Source organism: Martelella sp. FOR1707 (assembly GCF_053484265.1).
Window position 1 is genome coordinate 399,975 of the sequence record NZ_JBAKFP010000004.1, and the last position, 16,469, is coordinate 416,443.

Consider the following 16,469-nt stretch of genomic DNA (forward strand, 5'->3'; position numbering starts at 1 on the left):
GGCGAACAGGCGACACCGTCGACCGGTTTTTCTCCCTCAGTCACAATTATGCCATAGCATTTGCCAATTTGAAGCGTCAAATTGTCTCACGCGGCATGCGCACCCACTGATATTTCGCCGCGCTTTCCCAGGTCAAGTCCTTCTTCAGCCGTTGAAAATTTCTTTCGAACGCGGCACAAAGCCCGGTATCGGAAAAGAGAGATATCAATTCACCCGAGGAGCCCGCGCCATGCCCGTATTTCCCGCAGATCATGCGCTTCGAAGGGTCGGCGCGTTGAGCCTCGCCTGCCTGCTGTTTTCAGCCGCCCTGCCCGCTCTCGCCCAGGAGGCCACGGACGATAGCGCCGGGGAAACATCTGAGGAACCCGCAACGCCCGACGCCGAACCCGCTCCGCAGCCGGCGCCGCCCGAGCCGCCGGCGGATAACAGCGTGGTCAGAGAGAATCACGGCGCATGGTCGATGGTCTGCGATCAGCCGCCGGGCTCCAGCGTCGAGCAATGCGCACTGATGCAGAACGTGATCGCCGACGACCGCCCGGAGATCGGCCTTTCGATCGCGGTGCTGAAGACCGCCGACCGCGAGGCGAAATTGCTGCGCGTTCTCACCCCGCTCGGCGTTTTCCTGCCCGAAGGCATGAACCTGTTCGTCGACAACGTCGATATCGGCAAGGCTTATTTCTCGCGCTGCTATCTCGACGGCTGCTATGTCGAGGTCGATATCGACGATGACCTGATGCGGATTTTGCGCGCCGGAACCCAAGCGGTGTTCACGCTCAACTTCTCGGTGGACCAGAACTCGATCGGCATTCCGGTCGATCTGTCGGGCTTTGCCGAGGGCTATGACGCCCTGCCCTGATATCGCGGCGCGATCGTTCCTATATGGGACGCATGACGGATAAAAAGACGGAAACGACCATGACAGACCGCGACCTCCTCAGCCATTTCGATGCCGATGAAGCGACGATACGCGGCATTGTCGAAGACACGCTGCACGGCGCCGATGACGGCGAGCTCTATGTCGAATATTCGCAGAGCGAATCGCTGTCCTTCGATGATGGCAGGCTGAAGGGCGGCGCGTTCAACACCGGTCACGGCTTCGGCCTCAGGGCGGTGGCGGGCGATGCCAGCGGCTTTGCCCATGCCGGCGAACTGTCGCTCGGCGCGCTGAAGCGGGCAGCGGCCACCGCCAAGGCCGTGACCCATGGCTATGACGGCACCTATGCCGAGCCGCCGCGCGGCACCAATACCAGGCTCTATTCCGAGGACAACCCGATCGGCGCGCCGTCGTTCGAAGAAAAGATCGCGATGCTCGGCGAGATCGACGCCTATCTCAGAGAACGCGACCCGCGCGTGCGCCAGGTCTCCGCCTCGCTCGCCGCCAGCCACCAGATCGTCGAAATCCTGCGCGCCGATGGCTATCGCGTCAGCGATGTGCGGCCGATGACGCGGCTCAACATCTCGGTGGTCGTCGGCGACGGCGACCGTCAGGAAACCGGCTCGTTCGGCATCGGCGGCAGGCAAAGCTTCGCCGACCTGTTCGCGCGTCAGGACTGGCAGTCGGGCGCGGAAGAAGCGCTGCGCAAGGCCTTCGTCAATCTCGAGGCGATCGACGCGCCGGCCGGCACGATGGATGTCGTGCTCGGAAACGGCTGGCCGGGCGTGATGATCCACGAGGCCGTCGGCCACGGGCTAGAGGGCGATTTCAACCGCAAGGGGCTTTCGGCCTTTTCCGGCCTCGCCGGCCAGATGGTCGCAGCCCCCGGCGTCACCATCGTCGATGACGGCACGATCGAAAACCGCCGCGGCTCGATCTCGATCGACGACGAGGGCACGCCGTCCGGCTACAATGTGCTGATCGAGAACGGCAGGCTCACCGGCTATATGCAGGACCGCATGAATGCCCGGCTGATGGGCGTGGCGCCCACCGGCAACGGCCGCCGCCAGTCCTATTCGGATCTGCCGATGCCGCGCATGACCAACACCTATATGCTGGCCGGCGACAAGACCAAGGAAGAGATCATTGCCTCGGTCAAGAAGGGCATCTACGCCGTCACCTTCGGCGGCGGCCAGGTGGATATCACCTCCGGCCAGTTCGTGTTCGACTGCACCGAGGCCTATCTGATCGAGAACGGCAAGATCGGCGCGCCGATCAAGGGCGCAACGCTGATCGGCAACGGGCCGGACGCGATGAAGCGCGTCTCCATGGTCGGCAACGATCTCGCGCTCGACAACGGCATCGGCAATTGCGGCAAGGCCGGCCAATGGGTCCCCGTGGGCGTGGGCCAGCCGCATCTGAGGCTGGACCAGATCACCGTCGGCGGCACCAAGGCGTGACGGTCGAATACGAATTCCGGCGGCGCATTGATGACGTGGTCTACCGCTTCGCACCGCACGGCAGTGAAAACGGCTTTCCCGCCTGGAAACGTATCGACTTCGATATCCGGCTGGTCTGGCGCAACGGCAAAGGCTGGTGCACGGTCGACAGTGCAGGCACGATCAACGGCCGCCCGTGGAATGTGGAACCTGAAGAACAGGGCGCGACCCCTTTCGAGGGCGAGTGGGTCAGCAAGAAGAACGACAAATCCTACGTATACGATCTCGTGAAGCTGAAAGACGGAAGCGCTGCCTTTTGAAGGCACGGCTTAGCGGATTGTTTACGCCTTTCGGGCTCAATGCGCCCATGTATTGCGTAACCCCTTCTTCCGCCGCCATGGCCTCTGCCGGACCCGACATCCGCCCCTATCGGGCGGAGGACAACGCCGTGCTTGTCGACATCTGGCATCGGGCCTCGTCCGTCGCCCATGATTTTCTGCCGGCCGAACTGCTCGTCGCGCAGAAGAAGCTCGTTTCTGAAAAATACCTGCCGGAAACCGAGACCTGGGTAGCCGTGAATGGCGAAACGCCCGTCGGCTTCATCGGCCTGATCGACAGCTTCATCGGCGGCCTGTTCGTCTCACCCGATTGCCAGGGCGGCGGCATCGGTTCGGCGCTGCTCGACCACGCCTTCCGTCTGAAGGGCCACCTGCTGCTGGAAGTCTACGCCGCCAACAGCCGCGCGCTGGCCTTCTACCGCCGCCACGGCTTCTGCGGCATCAAGCGGCGGCAAACCGACGACAACGGCCTACCCTTCCCGCTGATCATGATGCAAAAGCCGGTTCCGACGACGTGGCAGCGGTCGGACTTCAGTCTTCCTTGAGGAAATCCGTCAGCACGTCGACGATCAGCCCGTGATCGTCCTTGCTGGCAAGACCCGAGACGGTGATCGCCGCGACGACGCCGACATGGCGAATGCGGACGGGAAAGCTGCCGCCGTGGTCGGCGTAGTCGGTGAGGTTCAGGCCGAGTTCGGGACCGATGGTGCGGCCCTTGCGGCGGTGTTCCAGCTCGATCGCGTAGGACGAGCGATGAAAGTGGAACACGACGTTCGATTTGCGCCGCGCCCACATGTCGTTGTCCGGCGCGGAACCCGGAAGCGCCGCATGAAACAGCGTCCGGCTCGGTGTGCGGATATCGATCACCACCGGCGCGTCGAGCGCCAGCGCACGGTCCACCAGCCGCTGGCCGAGATCCCAGGCATCGGTCTCGTCGAAACGGGCGAGAACCAGCTTCTTCTCCTGGCCGGCGACCTGATCTTCAAGTTCGTTTGCCATCGATAACTCCCTCACGGATACATGCGGACCTTGTGCCAGCCGCCCTCGGCGGCATTGCGGCGGAATTCGATGCGGTCGTGCAGGCGGAACTTGCCGTCATGCCAGAACTCGATCGAGACCGGCTTCAGCCGGAAGCCCGACCAGTGCGCCGGACGCGGTATCTCGCTGACGCCGTATTTCGCCGTGGTCTTGGCAACCGCCCTTTCGAGCGCGAACCGGCTTTCCAAAGTGCGCGACTGTTTCGAGGCCCAGGCGCCGATGCGGCTGCCGCGCGGGCGCGACTGGAAATAGACATCGGCCTCCGCGTCGGTCACCACTTCCACGGGGCCGCGCAACCGGATCTGGCGGCGCAGCGATTTCCAGTGAAAACACATAGCCGCCTTCGGCTGGCCGAGAAGTTCCCGGCCCTTCTGGCTTTCGAAATTGGTGTAGAACACGAAGCCGTTGGCGTCGAATTCCTTCATCAGCACCATGCGCACATTGGGCAGGCCGTCCTCGTCGACAGTCGCGACCGCGACAGCGTTCGGATCATTGGGCTCGCTCGCCTCGGCATCCTTGAGCCATTTGGCGAACAGTTCGAAGGGGTCGTTCTCCTCGGTGAAATCAGCCTTGCCGCCGTCGTCAGCCATCGTCGTCACTCCCGATCATGTTTCGCCTGCCGCACGGTCAAAATCAAATCGCGGAAAAATCGCGCCGGACGTCCGTCCCGGCAAGCGAGAGAATGGATATGAGAGAAGACCAAACCGCGGCGCCTTGCAAGCGGCGTTTCGCCGGCGAAAGCGCCATCGACGCGGAAAGGTCAGCTTGAACCGATTAGCCGCCTATGCCATAGGCAGAAACCAGATGAGTTTCAAGGAGCATCGACACATGGCGGAAGCAACCGGCCTCATGAAAGGCAAACGCGGCATTATTCTCGGTGTCGCCAATAACCGTTCGATTGCATGGGGCATTGCCAAAGCATGTCATGACGCCGGAGCCGAGATCGCGCTGACCTGGCAGGGCGACAATCTCAAGAAGCGCGTCGAGCCGCTCGCAAACGAGCTCAACGCCCTGATGGCCGGCCATTGCGATGTTACGGACCCTGCAAGCATCGAAGAGGTTTTCGCCACGCTTGAGCAGGAATGGGGCAAGATCGACTTCGTGGTCCACGCCATTGCCTTCTCCGACAAGGAAGAGCTTACCGGCCGCTATATCGACACCTCGCGCGAGAATTTCGCGAAATCGATGGATATCTCGGTCTATTCCTTCACCGCCATCGCCCGGCGCGCCGAGAAGATGATGAATGACGGCGGCTCGATGCTGACGCTGACCTATTACGGCGCAGAGAAAGTGATGCCGCATTACAATGTCATGGGCGTTGCCAAGGCCGCGCTGGAAGCCAGCGTGCGCTACATGGCCGTCGATGTTGGCGGCAGAGGTATTCGCGTGAACGCGATCTCCGCAGGCCCGATCAAGACGCTCGCCGGCTCGGCGATCGGCGATTTCCGCTACATTTTGAAGTGGAACGAATACAACTCGCCGCTGAAGCGCAATTGCACGATCGACGAAGTCGGCAACACCGCGCTGTTCCTGCTCTCGGACCTGTCCACCTCGGTCACCGGCGAAGTGCTGCATGCCGATTCGGGCTATCACGTGGTCGGCATGAAGGCCGTCGACGCGCCGGACATTTCGGTGGTCAAGGACTGAGCGGCACCTGACCGGCCAGGGCGCGGACCATCCCGCGCCTTTTTCTTTCAGGTGTCTTCAACGCCATGTCGGTCCGCCGAAAAGTGTGCAAAACCCCCTCCTCCTTTTGAACTTTCGCATCCGCCTGTAATGAAAGTTGATCGGGCGACGCGCCAGCAACCACGGGACGCTGAAATTGCAGATCTATGTCATCCGCCACGGCCAGACGGACTGGAACGCCGAGTACCGGCTTCAGGGCCAGCAGGACATACCGCTCAACGAGACGGGCCGTAGCCAGGCCAATGGCAATGGCAGTGAACTCGCCGAGATTCTCGGCGCCGACGCCCATCGCTTTGACTTCGTCGCAAGCCCGCTTTCCAGAACCCGCGAGACGATGGAGCGCGTGCGCGCCGCCATGGGGCTGACGCCTGAACTCTACCGCACCGACGACCGGCTGAAGGAACTCTCCTTCGGCGACTGGGAAGGCCGCACGCTCAAGGAACTCTCGACGGTCAGCCCGGCGCTTCTCGAGGAGCGCGAAAAGGACAAATGGTCCTTCGTGCCGCCCGGCGACGATGCCGAGAGCTATGAAATCCTGTCCTGGCGGATCGGCGCATGGCTGAAGGACGTCGTGGGGCCGACGGTCTGCGTCGCCCATGGCGGCGTCATCCGCTCGCTGTTCAGGATCGTCGGCGGCGCCAGCGCTGCGGAGGCCGCCGAACTTGCGATCCCGCAGGACAATATCCTGTGCCTCGACCCTGAGACCGGCGTGATCGGCTGGATTGTGTAGCGTCGAGCCTTTTCCTCCTCGACCAATTGCTATAGAGCCGAGCCTTGAGAAATGGCCGGTCGCAGGAGGTTTTTGATGTCGCACAACACATTCGGACACATGTTCCGCGTCACCACCTGGGGCGAGAGCCACGGGCCGGCGCTTGGCTGCGTGGTTGACGGCTGCCCGCCCGGCATCGCGTTCACGCTTTCCGACATCCAGACCTTTCTCGACCGCCGCAAGCCCGGCCAGTCGCGCTTCGTCACCCAGCGCCGCGAGGCCGATGAGGTAAAGGTGCTTTCCGGCGTGCTGCCGCAGGAGGATGGCGTCACCTACATCACCACCGGCACGCCGATCTCGCTGATGATCGAGAACACCGACCAGCGCTCGAAGGATTACGGCGAGATCGCGCGGCAGTACCGCCCCGGCCACGCCGATTATACCTATGACGTCAAATACGGCCTGCGCGACTATCGCGGCGGCGGGCGCTCGTCGGCGCGCGAGACCGCGGCCCGCGTTGCCGCCGGCGCGATTGCCCGCAAGGTGCTGCCCGATGTGACCTATCGCGGCGCGCTGGTGCAGATCGGCAAGCACAGGATCAACCGCGACAACTGGGACTGGAACGAGATCGGCAACAACGATTTCTTCTGCCCCGATGCCGAAATGGTGCCGGTGTGGGAAGACTATCTCGATGAAATCCGCAAGGCCGGCTCCTCCGTCGGCGCCGTGGTGGAAGTGGTTGCCGAGGGCGTGCCTGCCGGCCTTGGTGCGCCCATCTACGCCAAGCTCGACCAGGAGATCGCCGCCGGCCTGATGTCGATCAACGCGGTCAAGGGCGTCGAGATCGGCGAAGGCTTCAACGCCGCCGAACTCACCGGCGAGGAAAACGCCGACGAGATGCGGATCGGCAATGACAGGCGTCCGCGGTTTCTTTCCAACCATGCCGGCGGCATTCTCGGCGGAATTTCGACCGGGGAACCGATCGTCGCCCGCTTCGCCGTGAAGCCGACCTCTTCGATCCTCACCACACGCCAGACGATCGACAAGGACGGCAAGGAAGTGGAGCTGCGCACCAAGGGCCGTCACGACCCCTGCGTCGGCATTCGCGCAGTGCCGATCGGCGAGGCCATGCTTGCATGCACGATCGCCGATCACTACCTGCGTGATCGCGGCCAGACCGGCCGGCTCGACTGACCGACGGCGATTGCCTTTGGCGCGCCATTCTGAAACAGTCGGACGCTTCACGGAGACGATCATGGCCGACCAAGCCAATCATCATCGCTATGGCGAGAAAAGCGACCGTCAGCGGATGCCCGCGATCATCAACGGGCTGAAATGCCGCTGCCCCGCCTGTGGCGAGGGCAAGCTGTTTTCCCGCTACCTGAAGACCGTCGATGCCTGCGCGGCCTGCGGCACCGAAATCCATCACCATCGCGCCGATGACCTGCCGGCCTATCTCGTCATCCTGATCCTCGGCCACTTCATGGTCGGCGGCTACATGACCGGCGCGGAACTGCTGGATGTGCCGGACTGGGTCCATCTCGCCATCTGGGTGCCGCTTACGGCGATCGCCGCCTTCGCGATCATCCAGCCCATCAAGGGCGCCGTCGTCGGCCTGCAATGGGCGCTGAAAATGCACGGCTTCGACGGCAAGGGCGACGACCAGCCGGCCGAATACTGACGCGCCGGCTGTCTACTGCCGGCATCATCAGGTCCTTCTCAAGCAGCGATTTCCGCCGCGCAGACCCTGTTCTTGCCCTCGCTCTTGGCGCGATAGAGCGCTTCGTCGGCGCGGGCATAGAGTTCGCTCTGCGCTTCGCCCGGGATCACCGAGGCCACGCCGGCCGAGCACGAATAGGAGAATTCCGGGTGATCGGGGAACGGCCGCAGCGAACTGATCTGCGCCAGCATGCGGTTGATGATAACGATCGCTTCGGCGCCGGTCGTGCCCGGCAGCACCAGACCAAACTCCTCCCCGCCCAGACGACCGAAACAATCGGTCCTGCGCACCTGCAGAGAGATCTCTCGCGCGAAGTCGATCAGCAACCGGTCGCCGGCAAAGTGGCCGAAACGATCATTGACCTGTTTGAAATTATCAAGATCAAGAATGGCGAAACAGCCGGGCCGGCCACTGGCCGCCACGCCGTCCCGGGCGATCATGTCGTTCAGCCGCTCCATCACGAAGCGCCGGTTGGCAATGCCCGTCAGGTCGTCGGTCAGGGAGCGTCTAAGCGCGATATCGCGCTCCCGGCGCAACATGCTGTCCTGCACCAGCAGCTTGGTGATGTCGCTGGCGATGCAGACCATCCAGCCGTCCTCGTCGACGGTTTCCGTCATCCACAGCCAGCTTCCATCGTGGACGTCGGTTTCGAAGGCGCGGAACGGCACCTTGCCGCGACGCGACAGCGTGCCCTTCAGCCAGAGTTCGAAATCGGCCTCGCCGATAATTGTCCCGCGGCGCGCCTCGAAATTGCGCCGCATCATATCGCCCCAGTAGGGATACTCCTCCTCCGCGAGGAAAAACGCCTCCCGGTACAGCCGATTGGCATAGACCAGAACATCGTTTTCATCGAAAACCGCGAACATGACACCCGATGTCTCGACGAAACGCAGAATTTTTCTCAGTTTTCGTTCCATATCGGCGCGATCGTTGTTTTGGCCCGCACTACTTCGAAACTAATCTCAGATATGGGCCGGTTGAGACACAGGACAAGCATCCGCCCTAAACCAACTCTCAGTTTATCCGTGGCGGCCGCCCAGCCAGATGACATGCTTGGCGCCGCGGCGTTTGGCATTGGCGCGGACGGTCCGAACCTCCGTGGCAAAGCCGGCTTTCTCCATCCTGGCGGTGAAGCGCGGGTCCGGGCCGGACGACCAGACCGCGAGAACGCCGCCGGGCCGCAGCGCCCTTGCGGATCGCCCAAGCCCGCCGGCATCATAAAGCCGGTCATTGGAGGCGCGCGTCAGCCCGTCGGGCCCGTTGTCGACATCGAGCAGGATCGCGTCGAATGCCGATTTCGATTTCTCGATCAGGCTTGCGACATCGCCGGTATGAATTTCGACACGGGGATCATCGAGCGAGCCTTTGAAGACTTCGGCCATCTCGCCGCGCGCCCATTTCACCACCGCCGGCACCAATTCGGCCACCACGACCCTGGCATCGTCCGGCAGCACGGCAAGCGCGGCGCGCAGCGTGAACCCCATGCCGAGCCCGCCGATCAGCAGCACCGGCGCCTTGCGCCCGGCCAGCTTCGCGCAGGACAATTCCGCCAGCGCCTCCTCGGACCCGAAAAGCCGGCTGTTCATCAACTCGTTCGCGCCGAGCATGATCGAGAACTCGTCACCGCGGCGCTTGAGCCGCAGCGCGGCTTTCTCGCCGGGAATGGCGGCGCTATCAAGTTCTATCCAGGGAATCATGGCTGCGGTCGACTGGTGGTTTACGGGTAAGGCTTGTTTGCCCTTCCTAACTCGCGCAAAAACGCGCCCACTGCAACGCAACCGACGAAGAAATGCGACAAGTTCGGCTTTTGGAACGGCTTCGTATTGACTTTTACGCCAGGATTCGTAGTGTCCCGCCAGATTTTGCCGTGGCCACCGGTCCGGCGAGCATGCGAGGCGTCCGATGCGGGCGCTTCTTGATTTTCAAATTAAAGTCCGGGCGTACCGGTTCCGTTTTCCATCAGGGAGAGCGGATGGCTCTTGAAGGCGGAATAAAATGGCAAAGGCAACAACGATCAAGATCAAGCTGCTGTCGACGGCAGACACCGGCTTTTTCTACGTCACCAAGAAGAACAGCCGCACGATGACGGAAAAGATGGTCAAGACCAAATACGATCCGATCGCGCGCAAGCACGTCGAATTCAAGGAAGCCAAGATCAAGTAATCCCGGCTTTCCATCGGCATTTTTTGAACGCGTGGGCTCTCGCCCGCGCGTTTTTCGTTTGAAGTCTACACCGCCGCTCGTGCGATCAGCCGGCCGCGCAGGCCGAACATCAGCGCCGCAAGCGCCGCGCAAACGATTCCCATTGCCGCGATCTGTCCCGGATAGCTGACATGCCAGTCGATCAGATAGCCGGTCAGCCCCGGTCCCACGGCTGTCGAGAACACCATGAAGGCAATCACGCTCGCCCGGATACTGCCGAGATAGCGCGACCCATAAAGCTCGGGCCAAAGCGCGCCGTTGAGCGTGCTCGATGCGCCCATGGCGCAGCCGATCAGCGGCATGAAGACGTAGGGGCTCCACGATGCGCCGGTGAGAGCCATGATGAAACAGGCGGCGACCAGCGGCAGCAGCATGAAGGGCATGACCGCGACGGAGGAAAACCGGTCGACCAGCACGCCGGTTACCAGCATCGCGGTGAGGCTTGCGATCGAAAGCAGGAAAAACGAGCCGGCAAACATCTCCAGCGTCCAGCCCCTGAGTTCCACCATGTAGACCTGGTGAAAGAATATCGTGGTGCCGATAAAGGGCGGCGCGAGAAAGACCGCGAGCACCGGCCAAAACAGCGGATCGCGCAGCACTTCGCCGCGCGTCCAGTCGCGCGGGGTGGCGGCTGTGCCGTTCTCCGTGGCGGCGGTCTGCGGCTCCCGCTCCACCCGCATCAGCGCGATCACCACCGGCAGGCCGACAACCAGAATCAGCGCGGCCGCCGCAAGCCAGCTTCCCCGCCAGCCGACCAGTCCCGAGACGGCAACGAAAATCAGCGGAAAGCTCGCCTCGCCAACCTGAAAGCCAAGCGAGGACAGCGATACGGCGCGGCCGCGCATGGCATTGAACCAGCGCCCCATGGCCGTCACCGCGATATGGCTCATCATCCCCTGCCCGAACAGACGCAGCATGTAGAGCGAAAGGAAAAGCAAGACGATCCAGTGCGACAGCGCCATGATGACCGTGGCAAGCGCCAGCAGCGGCATAACGATCAGCACCACCTGGACCACACTTTTGTAATCGACGATCCGGCCGAAACGCGCCAGCGTCAGCGCGCTCAGCAGGGTGGCGCCCATGTAAAGCAGGCCGAAATCGCCATGGCTGAGATCATACTCGGCGCGAATCTCGCCCGCCGAAAGCGAGATGAAATAGGTCTGACCGAAGGCCGTAAAATAGTTCATCACGAAGGCGCCGCCCACCCAGCGGGCGTTTTCGCGCAGGAATGACAGGAAATGCATGTCGAAAGCCTCTGAACCGGGCGAACCGAAGGCGAGACCCGCCCTCCTCCCGGTCTGCCGATCCGGGGCCCTCCGAGGACCGGAAGGCTGAACGATTTTAAGTTAGCGCCGCGATCGATGGCAACGCAACCCCTGTCAGTGCTGACGTCCCTCGTCAGGTTCGGCTTTCGCCGCCGAGGCAGCCGCGCGTTTTGCCGCTTTCTTGTCCGCCTTGCGGCGGCGGCGTTCGCGGCGGGCGTGGTTGAAGGCGATCAGCCTTGCGCGCGAGCCGGCAACGGCATGGCCGACAAAGGCCCGGCCGCGACCGACCTCGCGCAGCTCCTGCGCATAGGCGACGGCAAGCGCGTTGCGGTAGCTTTCGAGCCCCTCCTTCAGCGTCGCCTCCACGCGCCGCATGACAGAGACCCAGACCGGCGAGACCAGCAGCGTGATTGCCGTGACCGCGATCACGAGTCGATAGAGATCGTCGCTGAGTGCCGCGGCGGCCAGCCCCGCAGCGGCAAGCACAAAGGAAAACTCGCCGACCTGCGCCATGGAAAGCCCGGCAATCAGCGCCGTCTGCGGCGAAGAGCCGGTCCAGCGCAGGAACATGACGTTGAGCACCGACTTCGCCGCAACGACGCCGACGGCGGCCAGCAGGACGATCGCGAGATGGTCCCAGATGAAGGTCAGGTCGATCAACAGGCCGATGGACAGGAAGAAGATCACCAGCAGAACGCTCTGGATCGGCTCCACCACCGGAATGACCCGGCTGCGCAAGGTCGAGTTGCCGATGCAGATGCCGGCGAGAAACGCGCCATAGGCCGGCGAAAGCCCGGCGACGCCCGAAATCGCAGCCGCCGAGAAGCACAGCGCCAGCGCGCCGAGTGCCAAGAGCTCCACCTTGTCCTCGACCTTTTCGGCAAACGGCACCTTGAGCTTGCCAAAACGGCCGAAATACCAAAGCAGCCCTGCCATGATGCCCACGGCCACCAGCACGCGGATCGCGGTCGCGGTGATATCGAAGCCCTCGCCCCCGAAGCTCGAAACGAAAATCAGCATCGGCACGACCGCTATGTCCTGCGCGATCAGCACGCCGACGGCGATCCGCCCGGCATCGCCGCGCAACGCATCCATCTCGTCCAGCATCTTCATCGCCACCACGGTCGATGAAATCGCGATGACGAAGGACAGAATCACGATTTCGCGGGCGGTCACGTCCAGCAACATACCGATCAGCACCGCCAGCACGGCCGCGCTGACCAGTTGCCCGCCGACCACCAGAAGCGCCTGGCGCAAGGAAAGCACGAAGGCCTTGATCGACAGCTCCATGCCGATGAAGAACAGCAGCACGACAACGCCCATTTCGCCCAGAAAGGCCACGCTGTCATTGTTCTCGATCAGCCCCAGACCGGTCGGCCCGAGCAGGATGCCGGCTAGGATGAACCCGACAAGTGGCGGCTGTCTGAGCCACAGAAAACCGAGACCTGCAAGCGCGGCAATGGCAATGACCAGCGCGACGGCCGCGAAATCGCCGCCATGGGACCCCGCCTGCGCAACGGCTTCGTGGACAACCTGCTCCATCGATTTCCTTTCGACTTGCTATGGATCAGAACATAGGCGGTAACGCCTCAAAAGCTCAAGCGTGCCGCGCGGTGGAAAAAAAGATATAAGCCTGAGCAATCGCTATATAACCAAAAGGCATCGCACCTTAAGCCGTTGTTTGTGAACGGTTTAGGCGCTTCAGGCGAGCCGTGAGGCGCGAAAAACGAACCGCTTTTTCGCCGCAGTTTGCGCACCGCAGCAACAAAATCGCTTTGTCAGCGCCGAAAATAGTCATATATTCGTAACCATAAATGGAGGAGACGATATGAGCTTATCACGTTCCCTGCATACGATCCTGATCGGAGCCGCCTTCGTTTTCGTCGCGGCCATGCTGTTCATCTAAAGGATCGTTCCGCGCCGGATGGGCATGCAGCCCTTCAAGGAACCGGCGGCCCTGGTTTCGCGTTATACGACTGGACTTCGCGGCGTGGCTTTCGAGCGCACTGCGAAGCCGTCTACCGCCGCAATTGAGTGCGACGGTCGCGCAAAACGCATGGGAGTACAGACATGTTCGAACAGAAGACTTCCGCAAGCGACATCATGGATCGCCTGCGCTTTTCCCAGAAAACACCCGTGGAACGCGCCAGCGCGATGGTGCGCGACGAGGTGGATGCGCTGGCCCGCACCGCCCGCAAACATCCGGCCGGCAGCGGCTCGGCGCTGGCTCTGGTCGGGCTTTTGGCGTTCGGCCTCGGCTTTCTCACCGCCCATGCCGGCCATGACGAATCCGTGCCGAAGAAACGGCTGTTCCGTTCGCCTTCTCGCGTCGGCAAGCCCGTTTATCGCAAGCGCACGCCCTATTACGCCATGAAGAGCAAGCGCCGCGCCTCGACCTGAGCGTTATTGCCAGTATTCGTCGATCCACGGCGTCGGCCGGGCATGTTTGTAGATCTTTTTCCAGGCCTGCTCGACCGGCCAGACGCCGACGGCCGCCTCGTCGGGGTCGGGCTTGCCCGTGAAGGCCACGATCCTGGTGCCTTCGGGAAGCTTTGGTGTCTTGAAGAAATTCAGCGGCCAGTATGGCACGAGCGTGTGCTTGAAGCTGACGCACCAGTCGCGCGGCCAGAATTCCATCCGGTCGATGACCCTGGAAATATAGACCTGCTCGATCCCGTATTTGCGCCATATGCCTTCGCCATCGGCCTCGAAATCGGTGAAGATATGGGTGTTGCGGCCGACATTCCACCGGAAGACGGAGGTGTTGCCGATCCCCTTGCCGATCTGGGTCCAGTTCTCGCACGCGCAGAAAACGCCCGGCTTGTAATCGAACATCGCATCGATATCGCCTGTGATGACAATATCGAGGTCGAGAAACAGGACATCGCCCGACAGATTCGCAAGCGGAGACTGCCACAGCGAGAGCTTGCGCCACGGCGTCCAGGCGATCGCGTCCGGAATGTGGATTTCGGGCAGCGGAAAGACTTCGACAGCCGGATCAACGCCGGTGGGGTCATCGGTAAAACACACCAGCCGCGTCGGGCGCACGGTGTGTCGCTTGATCATGGACCAGAGACGGTTCACATAGAGCGCAGGGTATCGTGTTCCCCATTTCATGCATACGATGGTCTGCAAGTTCAAATCCTTGAAATTCCGGCGGGAACCCGACGCATCAGGACGAGGCCGGGATACTTGTCAGCCATGTAGGTAATATGGCACATCGAATGCAACCTTGGCAGTAATTTAGAATGGGGGAAAATTCGGATGGGTTGCGGCGCCCCCTCTTCTCCGGACACCTTTTTATCCCCAGTTTCAGACGGAGCAAGCCCGAATTTGGCGAAACACATCACGATATGCGGCGTTGGCTCGCATGGATAAGACACAACCCAGAATTCTGCAACTGCTGCCGGCGCTCGGCGATGGCGGCGTTGAGCGCGGCACCGTGGAAATGGCGTCCTATCTTGCCCGCAGGCATATCGAAAACTGGGCCGCGAGCGCGGGCGGACCGCTGCTGGAAGCTCTGAAGGCGACCGGCACGCATTACATTCCGCTGGAGGTCGGCCGCAAATCACCATTCGCGATTGTCGCCAATGCCAGGAAGCTTGCCCGGATCATCGATGAAAACCGGATCGATATCGTGCACGCCCGCAGCCGCGCTCCGGCCTGGGCCGGCTGGCTGGCCTGCCGCCTGTCGCGCCGCAAGCCTCGGTTTCTGACCACGTTCCACGGCGTCTACAGCCACGGCAACGGGTTCAAGCGGGCCTATAACAGCGTGATGCTGAAGGCCCCGGTTGTGGTGGCCAATTCCGCCTTCATCCGCGACCACATCATCTCGGTCTATGGCTTTCCGGCCGAGCGCATCATCCTCTCCCCGCGCGGCGTCGACACGGACCTGTTCAACCCCGCCACTGTCAGCGATGAACAGCGTTCGCAAGTCCGCAAAGAGCTCGGGGCGGAAGGCGGCGCGCCGCTCGTCACCATTGTCGGCCGCCTCACCGACTGGAAAGGCCATCGCTACCTCGTCGAGGCGGCCGATCGCGCGGCGAACAAGACCTGGCATCTTGCCATCGTCGGATCGGGCAATGAAGGCATTATCGCCGACCTCAAGGCTCTGATCGCCGAGCGCGGCCTTGGCAGCCGCGTCACCATCGCCGGGAGCCGCCGCGACATTCCGGCGATCATGGCTTCCTCCGACCTCGTCGTCTCAACCTCCACCCGCCCGGAAGCCTTCGGCCGGGTGGCGATCGAGGCGGAGGTGATGGGAACGCCCGTGATCGCGACTGCCCATGGCGGCAGTCTCGAGACGATCATCGACGGCGAGACCGGCTTCCTGGTCCCGCCCGCAAACGCCGACGCCCTTGCCGAAGCCATCGACGCGGCGCTTGCCGACCCGGCGCGGCTGAAGGCGATGGGCGAAGCCGCGCGCGCCCATGTGCTTGCCAATTTCACGGTCGAGATGATGCTGGAGAAGGAATTTTCCGCCTATGAGGCGGTGATGAGCGCGTAGCTATCACCGGGGCCGGACCTCCGCCCTGTCTCACCGGCAGCGCCTCAGATCGCCACCAGACCTTCCTTCTTGATCTGCCGGATGGTGAGCATGGTGCGCACGGTATCGACATGAGGGTTGGCGGTCAGAACCTCGATGACGAAGTCCTGGAACTGCATCAGGTTTTCACACACGCAGTGAAGCAGGAAATCGGTCTCGCCCGAGGTCATCCAGGCCTGGCGCACGATCGGCCAGTCTTCGCTCGCGCGCGAAAACGCCTTGAGCTCCACCTCCGACTGATGCTTCAGACCGACCATGCAGAAGGCGACGAGATCGTAGCCGAGCTTCGGCCCGTTCAGCATCGCATTATAGCCCTCGATGATCCCCGCCTCCTCCAGCCGGCGCACCCGGCGCAGGCAAGGCGGAGCGGAAATGCCGACCCGCTCGGCAAGTTCCACATTGGTCATGCGGCCGTCCCGCTGGAGTTCGCGCAGGATTTTAAGATCGACAGAATCGAGATCGGCGCGCATCAAGGGCTCCTGCGGCGGGAAAAATCGGGCGTATACGCAATTTTATTACAACATACAGCCAGATTCTTTCAACTGGGAGAAATGGTCTGTTGGTAGCTTGCCGTCCGGCCTTGAAACAGACGGCCTTCCAGCCATAAATGGGGGCAGACTTGCAACTGTTGCGGCGTGCCCCTTTTTGTGGC

19 protein-coding genes are annotated in these 16,469 nt (G+C 62.3%); 11 read left to right on the forward strand and 8 right to left on the reverse strand.

Annotated elements, in window-relative coordinates; genetic code table 11:
- Positions 1–229: 229 nt before the first annotated feature.
- The 4 genes from V6765_RS13270 to V6765_RS13285 all read left to right on the forward strand — a co-directional run bounded on the left by V6765_RS13270 (position 230) and on the right by V6765_RS13285 (position 3,196).
- Positions 230–856: an invasion associated locus B family protein gene (locus tag V6765_RS13270; protein WP_448429496.1), complete on the forward strand. Its 627-nt coding sequence runs from the start codon at positions 230–232 to the stop codon at positions 854–856.
- Between the two features lie 59 nt (positions 857–915).
- Complete coding sequence (tldD, locus tag V6765_RS13275; RefSeq protein ID WP_448429498.1) at positions 916–2,334, forward strand: metalloprotease TldD; 1,419 nt, start codon at positions 916–918, stop codon at positions 2,332–2,334.
- The gene (locus V6765_RS13280; RefSeq protein WP_448429500.1) at positions 2,331–2,633 is read left to right on the forward strand and encodes a hypothetical protein; all 303 of its coding nucleotides are present in this window, start codon (positions 2,331–2,333) and stop codon (positions 2,631–2,633) included. The genes tldD and V6765_RS13280 overlap by 4 nt, the downstream gene beginning before the upstream one ends.
- 128 nt (positions 2,634–2,761) lie before the next feature.
- A complete protein-coding gene (locus V6765_RS13285; protein WP_448429502.1) occupies positions 2,762–3,196 on the forward strand; it encodes a GNAT family N-acetyltransferase in 435 nt (144 codons plus the stop codon).
- Here the strand turns inward: V6765_RS13285 and V6765_RS13290 are convergent.
- Positions 3,183–3,650 (reverse strand): heme-degrading domain-containing protein, encoded by a 468-nt coding sequence (locus tag V6765_RS13290; protein ID WP_448429504.1) that lies wholly within the window; start codon positions 3,648–3,650, stop codon positions 3,183–3,185. The two genes, V6765_RS13285 and V6765_RS13290, sit on opposite strands and share 14 nt — an antisense overlap.
- Before the next feature lie 11 nt (positions 3,651–3,661).
- Positions 3,662–4,279, reverse strand: a complete 618-nt coding sequence (gene pdxH, locus V6765_RS13295; protein ID WP_448429506.1) for a pyridoxamine 5'-phosphate oxidase — start codon at positions 4,277–4,279, stop codon at positions 3,662–3,664.
- A 238-nt stretch (positions 4,280–4,517) separates the two neighbouring features.
- On the opposite strand from pdxH, the gene fabI reads away from it, so the two are divergent.
- The 4 genes from fabI (at position 4,518) to V6765_RS13315 (ending at position 7,765) form a co-directional block, all read left to right on the forward strand.
- Positions 4,518–5,336, forward strand: a complete 819-nt coding sequence (fabI, locus tag V6765_RS13300) for an enoyl-ACP reductase FabI (RefSeq protein ID WP_448429507.1) — start codon at positions 4,518–4,520, stop codon at positions 5,334–5,336.
- 175 nt (positions 5,337–5,511) lie between these two features.
- The gene (locus tag V6765_RS13305) at positions 5,512–6,105 is read left to right on the forward strand and encodes a histidine phosphatase family protein (protein ID WP_448429509.1); all 594 of its coding nucleotides are present in this window, start codon (positions 5,512–5,514) and stop codon (positions 6,103–6,105) included.
- Positions 6,106–6,180: 75 nt separating this feature from the next.
- Positions 6,181–7,278 (forward strand): chorismate synthase, encoded by a 1,098-nt coding sequence (gene aroC / locus V6765_RS13310; RefSeq protein WP_448429511.1) that lies wholly within the window; start codon positions 6,181–6,183, stop codon positions 7,276–7,278.
- Positions 7,279–7,339: 61 nt separating this feature from the next.
- A complete protein-coding gene (locus V6765_RS13315) occupies positions 7,340–7,765 on the forward strand; it encodes a DUF983 domain-containing protein (protein WP_448429513.1) in 426 nt (141 codons plus the stop codon).
- Positions 7,766–7,803: 38 nt separating this feature from the next.
- Here the strand turns inward: V6765_RS13315 and V6765_RS13320 are convergent, their stop codons facing one another.
- Together V6765_RS13320 and V6765_RS13325 are read right to left on the reverse strand one after the other, a co-directional pair.
- On the reverse strand, positions 7,804–8,721 hold the full coding sequence (locus tag V6765_RS13320; RefSeq protein ID WP_448429515.1) for a sensor domain-containing diguanylate cyclase: 918 nt from the start codon (positions 8,719–8,721) through the stop codon (positions 7,804–7,806).
- Positions 8,722–8,823: 102 nt separating this feature from the next.
- Entirely contained in the window at positions 8,824–9,501 is a 678-nt protein-coding gene (locus V6765_RS13325) for a spermidine synthase (protein ID WP_448429517.1), read from the reverse strand.
- A gap of 298 nt (positions 9,502–9,799) precedes the next feature.
- On the opposite strand from V6765_RS13325, the gene rpmG reads away from it, so the two are divergent.
- Complete coding sequence (gene rpmG / locus V6765_RS13330; protein ID WP_018066542.1) at positions 9,800–9,967, forward strand: 50S ribosomal protein L33; 168 nt, start codon at positions 9,800–9,802, stop codon at positions 9,965–9,967.
- Between the two features lie 65 nt (positions 9,968–10,032).
- On the opposite strand, the gene V6765_RS13335 is transcribed toward rpmG, so the two are convergent.
- Both V6765_RS13335 and V6765_RS13340 read right to left on the reverse strand, forming a co-directional pair.
- Positions 10,033–11,250, reverse strand: coding sequence for an MFS transporter (locus tag V6765_RS13335; RefSeq protein ID WP_448429519.1), 1,218 nt, complete (start codon positions 11,248–11,250; stop codon positions 10,033–10,035).
- A gap of 135 nt (positions 11,251–11,385) precedes the next feature.
- On the reverse strand, positions 11,386–12,813 hold the full coding sequence (locus V6765_RS13340) for a cation:proton antiporter domain-containing protein (protein WP_448429521.1): 1,428 nt from the start codon (positions 12,811–12,813) through the stop codon (positions 11,386–11,388).
- A 528-nt stretch (positions 12,814–13,341) separates the two neighbouring features.
- Here V6765_RS13340 and V6765_RS13345 point away from each other — a divergent pair.
- Entirely contained in the window at positions 13,342–13,671 is a 330-nt protein-coding gene (locus tag V6765_RS13345) for a hypothetical protein (protein ID WP_448429523.1), read from the forward strand.
- A 3-nt stretch (positions 13,672–13,674) separates the two neighbouring features.
- Here V6765_RS13345 and V6765_RS13350 read toward each other — a convergent pair whose 3' ends face one another.
- Positions 13,675–14,406: a hypothetical protein gene (locus V6765_RS13350; protein ID WP_448429525.1), complete on the reverse strand. Its 732-nt coding sequence runs from the start codon at positions 14,404–14,406 to the stop codon at positions 13,675–13,677.
- A gap of 235 nt (positions 14,407–14,641) precedes the next feature.
- Here V6765_RS13350 and V6765_RS13355 point away from each other — a divergent pair, with 235 nt between their 5' ends.
- Positions 14,642–15,778 carry a glycosyltransferase family 4 protein gene (locus tag V6765_RS13355; protein ID WP_448429527.1) on the forward strand — a complete coding sequence of 379 codons (1,137 nt, stop codon included), beginning with the start codon at positions 14,642–14,644 and terminating at the stop codon, positions 15,776–15,778.
- A 44-nt stretch (positions 15,779–15,822) separates the two neighbouring features.
- Here the strand turns inward: V6765_RS13355 and V6765_RS13360 are convergent, their stop codons facing one another.
- Positions 15,823–16,290, reverse strand: coding sequence for an Lrp/AsnC family transcriptional regulator (locus V6765_RS13360; protein WP_230719010.1), 468 nt, complete (start codon positions 16,288–16,290; stop codon positions 15,823–15,825).
- Positions 16,291–16,469: the final 179 nt, after the last annotated feature.

What these genes read in the sequence shown, in the direction of transcription:
- V6765_RS13270 (WP_448429496.1), top strand. Translation starts at nt 230, where the DNA reads ATGCCCGTATTTCCCGCAGATCATGCGCTTCGAAGGGTCGGCGCGTTG.
- tldD (WP_448429498.1), top strand. Translation starts at nt 916, where the DNA reads ATGACAGACCGCGACCTCCTCAGCCATTTCGATGCCGATGAAGCGACG.
- V6765_RS13290 (WP_448429504.1), bottom strand. Translation starts at nt 3,650, where the DNA reads ATGGCAAACGAACTTGAAGATCAGGTCGCCGGCCAGGAGAAGAAGCTG.
- pdxH (WP_448429506.1), bottom strand. Translation starts at nt 4,279, where the DNA reads ATGGCTGACGACGGCGGCAAGGCTGATTTCACCGAGGAGAACGACCCC.
- fabI (WP_448429507.1), top strand. Translation starts at nt 4,518, where the DNA reads ATGGCGGAAGCAACCGGCCTCATGAAAGGCAAACGCGGCATTATTCTC.
- aroC (WP_448429511.1), top strand. Translation starts at nt 6,181, where the DNA reads ATGTCGCACAACACATTCGGACACATGTTCCGCGTCACCACCTGGGGC.
- V6765_RS13315 (WP_448429513.1), top strand. Translation starts at nt 7,340, where the DNA reads ATGGCCGACCAAGCCAATCATCATCGCTATGGCGAGAAAAGCGACCGT.
- V6765_RS13320 (WP_448429515.1), bottom strand. Translation starts at nt 8,721, where the DNA reads ATGGAACGAAAACTGAGAAAAATTCTGCGTTTCGTCGAGACATCGGGT.
- V6765_RS13325 (WP_448429517.1), bottom strand. Translation starts at nt 9,501, where the DNA reads ATGATTCCCTGGATAGAACTTGATAGCGCCGCCATTCCCGGCGAGAAA.
- rpmG (WP_018066542.1), top strand. Translation starts at nt 9,800, where the DNA reads ATGGCAAAGGCAACAACGATCAAGATCAAGCTGCTGTCGACGGCAGAC.
- V6765_RS13335 (WP_448429519.1), bottom strand. Translation starts at nt 11,250, where the DNA reads ATGCATTTCCTGTCATTCCTGCGCGAAAACGCCCGCTGGGTGGGCGGC.
- V6765_RS13340 (WP_448429521.1), bottom strand. Translation starts at nt 12,813, where the DNA reads ATGGAGCAGGTTGTCCACGAAGCCGTTGCGCAGGCGGGGTCCCATGGC.
- V6765_RS13345 (WP_448429523.1), top strand. Translation starts at nt 13,342, where the DNA reads ATGTTCGAACAGAAGACTTCCGCAAGCGACATCATGGATCGCCTGCGC.
- V6765_RS13355 (WP_448429527.1), top strand. Translation starts at nt 14,642, where the DNA reads ATGGATAAGACACAACCCAGAATTCTGCAACTGCTGCCGGCGCTCGGC.